The sequence below is a fragment of the uncultured Paenalcaligenes sp. genome (assembly GCF_947630565.1).
In the GTDB taxonomy this organism is placed as follows: domain Bacteria; phylum Pseudomonadota; class Gammaproteobacteria; order Burkholderiales; family Burkholderiaceae_B; genus Paenalcaligenes; species Paenalcaligenes faecalis.
This window is the reverse complement of record NZ_CANRIC010000065.1, coordinates 1-8,595: the sequence shown is the minus strand read 5'-3', so window position 1 is coordinate 8,595 and position 8,595 is coordinate 1. Positions and strand designations below refer to the sequence as shown.

Below are 8,595 nucleotides of genomic sequence, written 5' to 3'. Positions count from 1 at the left end.
GGCTGCCATTGTTACGCATGTCCTCTGAAACATTATTGAGCTTTGAATTGCCTGCTAAAAATATCCTTGTGATTGAAAATGACCAGTCGTGCCTATCTCTAGATACTATTCCTGATACGATCGCTGTGTCGGGAGGAGGAAAGAACGTTTCATGGATGAAGGCAAATTGGCTGGCCAGCAAACGAGTTGCCTATTGGGGGGACATTGATTCTGAAGGACTTGCCATACTTAGCGATGTTCGCAGTAAGTTGAGTACGGTTATCCCCCTGATGATGGATTCGGATACCGTTGAGGCCTACCTAGATAGAATGGTTGATGAGCCTGAGTCAGTAGCTAAAGAGCCTGTTGCATTGACTGACCGCGAGCTGATTCTTTTTAGAATGTTACGAAATGGTGATTTCGGCTGTACGCGTTTAGAACAAGAACGTTTACCTATCGATTTTGTCTATGAGAAGCTTCGGTTGTGGGCCGAGAAGAGATGAGCTTTTGCCGCATATTATGGATAGTTTATTAAGACGTAAAGAACCAAAAATTTATGCAAGCTTGTCTAAATTACTTAATTTTTCTTTACGCTTAGATAAGATGTTCAGCTTGCTTGGCGATAATTTTAAAAACCGTTCTGATATTAAACGAACTCGTTATTTCTCGGCTGTGGTGAGCCGTAGTTTAAATAATTATCGCGTGCGCAGTTAGCTTTCCCTGTCTAACCTAATACTGTTTTCTCTAAATGCTCTTTAAGGCTGCTTTCTATATTTAGTTGACGAGCAAGCTCATCAAGATAAGCGCGTTCCATAAAGCTATCCGCATTGGTTATGAGTACACTCGCTAAGTAAATCTCAGCACCTTGTTCAGGGGTAGAGGCAAGGCGAGCTATAGCTGTGGGGTCAGCGGGACCAGCTAGTTGGGCTGACAACCATTGTTGCTCATGTTCTGAGCTTGCTAGTTTTTGTAGCTCCACATCTAAAAGAGCTTGTTCTTCCTCATTAATGTGTCCATCTGACTTAGCAGCTGAGATCATCGCAGCAAGTATTAAACGGCTCTGGTCTTCGAGGTCAGTTGTAGGTGGTTGATTTGGTGAGAGAGCGACGGCAGGAGGTGTCGTGTCGTTTAGCGTTTTTTCTTTTTTCTGCCATTCATTGTATGCATTATAGGCAACGACACCGAGCGCTGCTACACCACCATAAGCAGCAACTTTACCACCAATCTTTCTAAATTTTTTATTGCCTAACAGTAATCCTAAGGCTCCGCCTGTTAGTGCGCCTCCAGTAAATCCGCTGAGTGCAGACGCGGCTTTTGTAGAGAGATCCTTATTGGATGAGGTTGATGTTTGCCCCATTTTCTGAGCAGACTGAAGCAGTTGTTGCAAAATATTTTGTATTGACATGTGAACTCCTTTGAGTAGAACTTACTAGTGTAATTTCAAATTGTGGCTTTATCGAGGTATTTTATAGGGTTAATGTGATCTTGACGGGAGGGCAACACCTACATACACTCAAGGCTATTTTGTTTATATAGATAAGAATAAGACGTAACGAATGGATTTAGCCATTTGTTTCATTGCCCTTAAAAGGAGAGGTTTACTGATGAAAGTAAAAAAATCACTTTTACACTTCACAGCGGCTAGTGTCGTGTCCATGTTCGCCGTTTTTAGTTCTGCACAGGCTGCACGTATTGCGGTCGGCCCACCTGCCAGCGAAACTAACTCGGTATCTAAAGTTATTCTAGAGGCTTACGGCATTAAGGATTACCAGCCTTTCCAAGAAAGTTTTGGTAATGCTGCTGACTTGGTTCAAGATGGAAACATTGATGTTTCTTTTGGTATTCTTGGCGTACCTGCAGGCAGCATTGAAAGTCTCAATGCATCCACAGGTGATGTAGTGATGCTGGGCTTGTCTGACGAGGTTATTGCTAAGACTGAACAGACCAGCGGGTACAAGAGCTACACCATTTCTAAAGATGCATACGGCTTTTTGGATGCAGATGTACCCACTATTGCCGCCTTTGCGGTTATGGTCGCCAACAATGACACCATTGACGAAGAGCTAGGCTATCAGCTTGCTAAGATTATGGTGGAAAATTCCAAAGAAATTACTCATGCTCAAGGCGTACAGCTTACCCTGAAAAATGCACTTAACGGTGCGGAGGGTATTCCTATTCATCCTGGCGCAAAACGTTACTACGAGGAACAAGGCCTAACCGTTGAAGGTCCTGTGGCTGAGCTTAAAGCTAAGGGCGATAAACGCAAAGCTGAATTCACATTGGGTACAGGTAGCCAAGGTGGTACGTACTACCCATTAGGTGGTGAAATTGCCAACATTTGGAATAAACACAGTGATGGTAATTTTACAAACGTAGAGACCGGTGCTTCTTTAGAAAACTTAGCTAGTATTGGTCGTGGTCGTATGGACGTGGGTATGGCTGTTCACGTTCCAGCACTAGACTCAGTGAATGGCACAGGTCAGTTTAAAGGCCGCAAAGTAGAAAACGTGTCCTTTATTGGTCATGTTTACCCCGAGGTGGTTCAAATTGTGACTCGTAAGAGTACTGGTATTAACAGCTTAGCTGATCTTGCCAAGTAATTAAAAAAATAGAAAGGACTTTTAAAGTCCTTTCTATTTTTTGATGGATTTTTTCAGTGTTATAATTAAAAGTGGTGTTTCTATGGTTGACACAAATAACAAGTTAACCCCGGCTGAACAAACAGCAAAAGCTGAACAAGACGCAAAAGCCTTATTACAAAAATACGACCGTGAAAGCAATTTTCGCGAGGAAATTGGCGTCTGGACATGGGTGGTTACTTTTCTAGGAATATCACTCACCGTATTCCATGTCTACACTGGATACTTTGGTACGTTCCCATCACAAAAGCAGGGAGCCGTCCATTTAGGCACGGCTTTAGGCCTTATTTTTCTTTTGTTCCCCTTTAAAAAGGGGCAGCAGATTTTTCAAAAGACCGTACCGTGGTATGACGTATTGTTGGCCTTTTTGGCCATGTATGTCACCTATTACAAAATAATTAATTTCGACTCCCTCATTCAAAGCATCACTTGGGGTTACGAGCAATACGATACGTTTTTATCTGTGGTTGGGGTGTTGTTGCTCTTAGAGGCTACACGTCGAACCGTTGGGACTCCCATTGTGATTGTTGCGTCGGTCATGATTGGTTACGCACTGTATGGCAACTATATTCCCACCGCCACCTTATCGCATCAGGGCTATGACTTTACAGATGTGACCACGCGATTGTGGTACAGAGACAGTGGGGTGTTTGGCACACCATTGCAAATTTCGGCGAAATACATTTATTTGTTCTTGTTTTTTGGCGTCATTTTAGTTAACACACGTATTGGGCAGTTTTTTAATGATTTAGCGTTTGGTCTTACGGGACGGTTTACCGGTGGTACGGCTAAAGCAGCGGTGGTTGCTAGTGCTCTACAGGGGATGGTTTCAGGCAGCTCGGTAGGTAACACGGTTGCTTCAGGCTCTTTTACTATTCCCATGATGAAGAACGCTGGCTTTAAACCAGAATTCGCGGCTGGAACAGAAGCCTCTGCTTCGACGGGTGGGCAAATTATGCCACCTATTATGGGCGCCGCAGCTTTTATTATGATGGAGTATTTAGGAGTCTCCTATGCGGTCATTATGGCTGCTGCCGTGATCCCCGCTACTCTTTATTTTCTTGGTATTTTTATTGGTACTCACTTCGAGGCCAAGCGCCTAGGGATTGTAGGGCTACCTAAATCAGAACTGCCTGATATAGGCAAGCAAATGAAGCAGTACGGCTATATGTTGCTGCCTTTGATCGTAATCATTACTACGGTCATGATCGGGTATACGCCTCAGCGCGCTGTGATCTATGGTATTGCTACTGCCTTTTTGGTTAGCTATATACGTAAAGAAACGCGCTTAGGTTTCAAAAAGTTTTTTTATGTGCTTGAGCAAGGTGCGCGGGTGGCGTTACCTGTTATCGCTGCCGTAGCCACCGCAGGTATTATTGCTGGTGTGGTTAGCATGACAGGCCTTGGTGCTAAATTTGCTGCCAGTATTATCGCGTTGTCAGGGGGCTATTTATTCCTTGCCTTGTTCTTAACGATGATCGCATGTTTGATCTTGGGTATGGGTTTACCTACTACGGCTAATTATGTGGTGACAGCAACTATTGCTGCTCCCGCATTAATTAACGGTTTTGATTTAACGCCTTTGTCTGTTCATATGTTTGTTTTTTACTTTGGTATCTTGGCAGACATCACCCCACCCGTTTGTTTAGCCGCATATGCGGGGGCAGGGATAGCACAGGCGAACCCATTCAAGAGCGGGGTAACTGCTGTAAAACTAGCTATCGCAGCCTTTATCGTGCCCTATATCTTTGTATATAGCCCTATTTTGGTAATGGAAAACGTCACGGCTTTGCCTTTAATTGCGACGATTATTACTGCTGTTCTGGGTATGGTGGCGGTCAGTAGCTCTATGATTGGTTTTTATATTCGCTCCTCTCGGTCTTACGAACGCCTTATCCTTTTCGTTGCGGGTATCATGTTGATTATTCCCAATGTGATCGGTGCAATCATTGGGATTCCGTTAATGGCACTAGTCTGGTTTTTACAGAAACAGCGCCCTGATGACAGTGGATCAATAGCTAAGAAAACAGCAGCCGTTTAGCCTATAGTTAATCCTTAACTACGCTCAACGTCAGGCCTCTATACGTTACTTTTATCCTAGTCCAACTAGGTAAAAAGCTAACAATAGAGGCCTGACCTATTCTTATTCCAGTCTAAGCACACTGCGTCCCCCAATGAAATAAACTTTTTTAGGATTTTTTGTGTTTGTTTCTAGTCTGATTTTCATTTTTACGTTGATCTTGGTGATCTGGCAGCCTCGTGGTTTGGGGATTGGGTGGAGTGCTTTAATAGGTGCAGCGGCAGCTCTTGCTGTTGGGGTGGTGCATTGGGCAGATATTCCTGTGGTGTGGGGGATTGTATGGAATGCAACGGCTACCTTTATTGCCGTTATTATCATTAGTCTATTGTTGGATGAGGCGGGGTTTTTTGAGTGGGCTGCTCTGCATGTAGCTCGGTGGGGTGGCGGCAGTGGTTTTAAACTGTTTGCGTTAATTATTTTGTTAGGTGCAGCAGTTTCGGCATTATTTGCTAACGATGGGGCTGCACTAATTTTGACACCCATAGTGATAGCGATGTTGATGGCAATGGGCTTTTCTGCGGCAGCAACCTTAGCCTTTGTGATGGCAGCAGGCTTTATTGCTGATACAGCGAGCTTGCCACTTGTGGTGTCTAATTTAGTCAATATTGTCTCTGCAGACTATTTTGCTATTGGTTTTAAGGACTATGCTGCGGTGATGGTGCCTGTCAATATCGTCTCAGTAGTAGCTAGTCTTGTTGTACTGAGCCTATTTTTCAAGCGTGACATTCCCTCCACGTATTGCATGACTCACCTACCACAACCTACGGCGGTGATTAAAGATAGAGTGACTTTCAGGGCCGGATGGTTTGTTTTGACTTTATTACTAATTGGTTTCTTTGCTTTAGAGCCCTTAGGCGTGCCGGTGAGTGCGGTTGCGGCGGTGGCAGCTGCCGTATTATTGGTGGTTGCTCGCTGTGGAAAAGTGATTAATATAAAAAAAGTTGTGCAAGGCGCCCCTTGGCAGATTGTGGTCTTCTCATTAGGGATGTATTTAGTTGTCTATGGTTTGGGCAATGCAGGCTTAACAGGGTATCTCGCTTTATTATTAAATGAATTTTCTAAAGGCGGAGTATGGGGGGCAGCGTTGGGGACTGGCATGCTGTCTGCGATTTTGTCCTCGGTGATGAACAATATGCCCACTGTGATAACAACGGCACTGTCTATAGACTCGTCTATTGCGAGTGGCCCAATCAAGGAAGCCATGATTTATGCCAATGTGATTGGGAGTGATTTAGGGCCGAAATTTACGCCTATTGGCAGCTTAGCGACTTTATTGTGGTTGCATGTGCTGGCAAAAAAGGGCATTACTATCAGTTGGGGATACTACTTTAGAGTAGGGGTGCTGTTAACTACGCCCGTATTATTGATTAGCTTAGTAGCATTAGCCCTACGCTTAGGTATTGCTTAGATGCACTGGTTGCGTTTGTCGTTAAGGTCAGTCCCTGCAGAGCTGCTACATCCCATTCTGCGCCCAGTTTTGCTTGCCATTTAGGTAGGGCAGGCTCAGGGCCCCATACAGGGTTATATATACTGGTGATCCAGTCTTGATTTAATAGGTTTCTAAAGCCTCTGAGATGGTAGTCCTCCTGATAGTAGGTGCTGTTTATAGCAAATTGGTGTGCAATAAGACCGGTATCTATCTGTCCCGTTACGCCTACTTCAGCTGACTTTCGTCTCATGTCGTCTGAGACCCCGCTAAAGTTAATTTTAAAATCACCAGCTGGATTGATGATTTGACCTGCTCCCATGTTCGAGTCAAATTCAGTTTTGCTTAGACCTGCGGTGGCAGATACGTTGTATTGCGCCATTGCTGATGAGAAAGAGCAGGCGTTGCAGTCTGAGGCAGATGTAGCCGAGATGGAGGCTGAGTTTGAGTTAGGAATGAAAATGCTGATTAAGGGCGCATTGGTTCATTTTTGATTTTATGCGCTATAGCAAAAGCGGCATCAAACTCCGGGCTGAGAATGATGCCGTTTTTTTTAGCTTAGCTTAGGTGCATCTAAGGCTGGGCCTTCGTAGCCAGTTACTGCACCAAAGTGATCGGTTTCATTCCAAAGACGGATGAATTCGATTACTTCGGACTTGTTACGTGCTACGAAGTTCCAATAGAGCATGATGTCTTCACCAAAAGGTTCGCCCCCAATCAAGATAATTTGGCTGGCCTCTGTGGTTTCTATCGTGAGTTGATCCCGTTCTTTACCTAAGTAAAGCAGTGTACCGGGCTCGATGGTTTGACCATTGATAGACGCGCTACCTGTAAGAACCGCTATGCCGTATTCAAACTCTGTTTTGAGTGGGATTTGAAGACAGGATTGGCCATGAGTGGTGATATCTGCTCCGACTAATGGGCTGTGAACTGCAACAGGAGAGGTAGAACCAAAAAGTTCGCCTACTAATACGGTAATGACGGCATGCTCTTTTTCGATTTTAGGTAAATCGGGGTAGTGCTCAAAGGCTGGCTCCATAAAGCGTTTAGCCTCGGGCAGTGCAATCCAAAACTGTGCCAGTTGTAGGGTAGGAGAGCGGCTTTCAGGTGATTCCTCGGAGTGAGAAATGCCTTTGCCCGCGGTCATTAAGTTAACTTGCCCTTTTTGTAGCAGTTGTTTATAGCCTAGGCTATCGCGGTGCAAAATTTCCCCGTCCACCATCCAGCTAAACGTTTGTAAGCCTGTGTGAGGGTGAGGGCCTACACGGACCCCACCGCCGTGACTGACATCAGCAGGGCCCGCATGGTCAAAAAAACACCAAGCACCAATCATACGTTGTTCACGATGAGGCAATAGCCGACGAATCTTCATGCCCTCACCTAAAATGGCCTCGCGGGCAGTTAATGCAAGGGCAGGGGTGAAGGTAGATTGATGAGGACAATCGGCGTATTCTTGGATAGTCATTTGAATAGACGTGCTCATGGTGTATTCCTTGTGTGTAGGATCTATAACATCTGACCCATTTTGTTTTGATTGAACGCTGTGATGGACTCGTGAATTTGTTCTGTAGTGTTCATGACAAATGGTCCATAGCCCACAACGGGTTCATTGATGGGCTCACCCGTTAGCACGAGGAGCTTGGCATCATTATTGGCCTCAAGTTGTACCGTAGTACCTGAGCGATCAAAAATAACGAGCTCAGCATCACGAACGACTTTTTTATCGTTCACTAATACCGTGCCACTGAGCACAACAAGTAAGCAGGTGTGATGCTCTGGTACTTGTAGAGTACTGACGCCTCCACGTTGCAATTGTATATCCCACACATTGATTGGGGTATAGGTAGTTGCCGGGCCTATCGTGTCATTAACACTGCCCGCAATAACACGTAACTGACCCGCTTGTTCAGGTAGAGTAACAGTAGGGATCATCGCGGCAGTAATAGCCTGATAATGAGCGGGCGTGGTCTTGTCTTTGGCAGGTAGGTTTACCCAAAGCTGTACCATTTCAAAGCGTCCTCCGGTCTTAGTGAAAGACTCTGAGTGATACTCTTTGTGCAGAATCCCATCACCTGCGGTCATCCACTGCACATCTCCTGGGCCAATGGTCCCGCCTCCGCCTGTGGAGTCTGTATGTGTGACCTCGCCGTCATACACCAAAGTGACCGTTTCGAAGCCACGGTGTGGGTGAGAGCCAACGCCTCGCGGATGTGTATGGGGCGTAAACTCAGCAGGGCCTGCATAATCGAGCAATAAAAAAGGGCTAATAAGTTGGGTATCCGTACCATGGTAGGAGAATAAAGAGCGGACAGGAAATCCATCCCCTACCCAATGACCTTTAGGTGCAGAAATAGTTGCAATAATTGCTTTCATCTAAATTGTGCGAGATACCCCGTGTAGTGGTTTAATGAAACCGGACACACTTTAAGGCGCTATAGTAGCGTGACTTATCACGGTGTCAGATTATGAAA

At 45.2% G+C, this 8,595-nt stretch carries 9 protein-coding genes; 5 read left to right on the top strand and 4 right to left on the bottom strand.

All coding sequences use genetic code 11. The features are described from left to right. Positions 1 to 482 (top strand): DUF2220 domain-containing protein (locus Q0Z62_RS10055; RefSeq protein ID WP_298054110.1); only part of this gene is annotated, 482 nt, incomplete at its 5' end. 221 nt (positions 483 to 703) lie between these two features. Here Q0Z62_RS10055 and Q0Z62_RS10050 read toward each other — a convergent pair. After that, positions 704 to 1,384 (bottom strand): tellurite resistance TerB family protein, encoded by a 681-nt coding sequence (locus Q0Z62_RS10050; RefSeq protein ID WP_298054108.1) that lies wholly within the window; start codon positions 1,382 to 1,384, stop codon positions 704 to 706. Positions 1,385 to 1,583: 199 nt separating this feature from the next. On the opposite strand from Q0Z62_RS10050, the gene Q0Z62_RS10045 reads away from it, so the two are divergent. The 3 genes from Q0Z62_RS10045 (at position 1,584) to Q0Z62_RS10035 (ending at position 6,106) form a co-directional block, all read left to right on the top strand. Next, on the top strand, positions 1,584 to 2,579 hold the full coding sequence (locus tag Q0Z62_RS10045; RefSeq protein ID WP_298054106.1) for a TAXI family TRAP transporter solute-binding subunit: 996 nt from the start codon (positions 1,584 to 1,586) through the stop codon (positions 2,577 to 2,579). 82 nt (positions 2,580 to 2,661) lie between these two features. Continuing rightward, positions 2,662 to 4,659: a TRAP transporter permease gene (locus Q0Z62_RS10040; RefSeq protein ID WP_298054103.1), complete on the top strand. Its 1,998-nt coding sequence runs from the start codon at positions 2,662 to 2,664 to the stop codon at positions 4,657 to 4,659. A gap of 160 nt (positions 4,660 to 4,819) precedes the next feature. Further along, positions 4,820 to 6,106 carry an arsenic transporter gene (locus Q0Z62_RS10035; RefSeq protein WP_298054100.1) on the top strand — a complete coding sequence of 429 codons (1,287 nt, stop codon included), beginning with the start codon at positions 4,820 to 4,822 and terminating at the stop codon, positions 6,104 to 6,106. Here the strand turns inward: Q0Z62_RS10035 and Q0Z62_RS10030 are convergent. Further along, entirely contained in the window at positions 6,066 to 6,446 is a 381-nt protein-coding gene (locus tag Q0Z62_RS10030; protein WP_298054098.1) for a hypothetical protein, read from the bottom strand. The genes Q0Z62_RS10035 and Q0Z62_RS10030 overlap by 41 nt on opposite strands. On the opposite strand from Q0Z62_RS10030, the gene Q0Z62_RS10025 reads away from it, so the two are divergent. Next, the gene (locus Q0Z62_RS10025; protein WP_298054096.1) at positions 6,445 to 6,618 is read left to right on the top strand and encodes a hypothetical protein; all 174 of its coding nucleotides are present in this window, start codon (positions 6,445 to 6,447) and stop codon (positions 6,616 to 6,618) included. The genes Q0Z62_RS10030 and Q0Z62_RS10025 overlap by 2 nt on opposite strands. A gap of 59 nt (positions 6,619 to 6,677) precedes the next feature. On the opposite strand, the gene Q0Z62_RS10020 is transcribed toward Q0Z62_RS10025, so the two are convergent. After that, positions 6,678 to 7,607 (bottom strand): pirin family protein, encoded by a 930-nt coding sequence (locus Q0Z62_RS10020; RefSeq protein WP_298054094.1) that lies wholly within the window; start codon positions 7,605 to 7,607, stop codon positions 6,678 to 6,680. 23 nt (positions 7,608 to 7,630) lie between these two features. Continuing rightward, positions 7,631 to 8,497: a pirin family protein gene (locus Q0Z62_RS10015; protein ID WP_298054092.1), complete on the bottom strand. Its 867-nt coding sequence runs from the start codon at positions 8,495 to 8,497 to the stop codon at positions 7,631 to 7,633. Positions 8,498 to 8,595: the final 98 nt, after the last annotated feature.